The sequence below is a fragment of the Brucella tritici genome, from assembly GCF_008932295.1.
Classification (GTDB): domain Bacteria; phylum Pseudomonadota; class Alphaproteobacteria; order Rhizobiales; family Rhizobiaceae; genus Brucella; species Brucella tritici.
In genome coordinates this window covers 1-237 of the sequence record NZ_WBWA01000137.1, presented here as the reverse complement: position 1 = coordinate 237, position 237 = coordinate 1, and the positions used below count along the sequence as shown (strand labels likewise).

Genomic DNA, 237 nt, shown 5'->3' with positions numbered 1-237 from the left:
AGACCGAGAAGCGATCCGTAACGTTGATGTCGGCGCGAATCTTACCGGCCCATTCTTCATTTGTTGCGTCGTAGGCAGCAACAGCGGCAAGCGAACCCCAGCCGCCGGCATACTTCAGACCGCCAACAACGTGCGGCGTGTAGTCGTTCAGCGTTACGTCAACGTCGGAGTCGCCGTTGCCGCCTTCTTCGAGCGACAGGATAGCCGAGAAGCCGTTGCCACCGGTGAAGGTGTAGC

At 59.5% G+C, this 237-nt stretch carries 1 protein-coding gene; it reads right to left on the bottom strand.

All coding sequences use genetic code 11. The features are described from left to right. A partial coding sequence (locus tag F9K91_RS25790) for a porin (RefSeq protein ID WP_208852741.1) occupies nt 1-237 on the bottom strand: 237 nt, incomplete at both ends.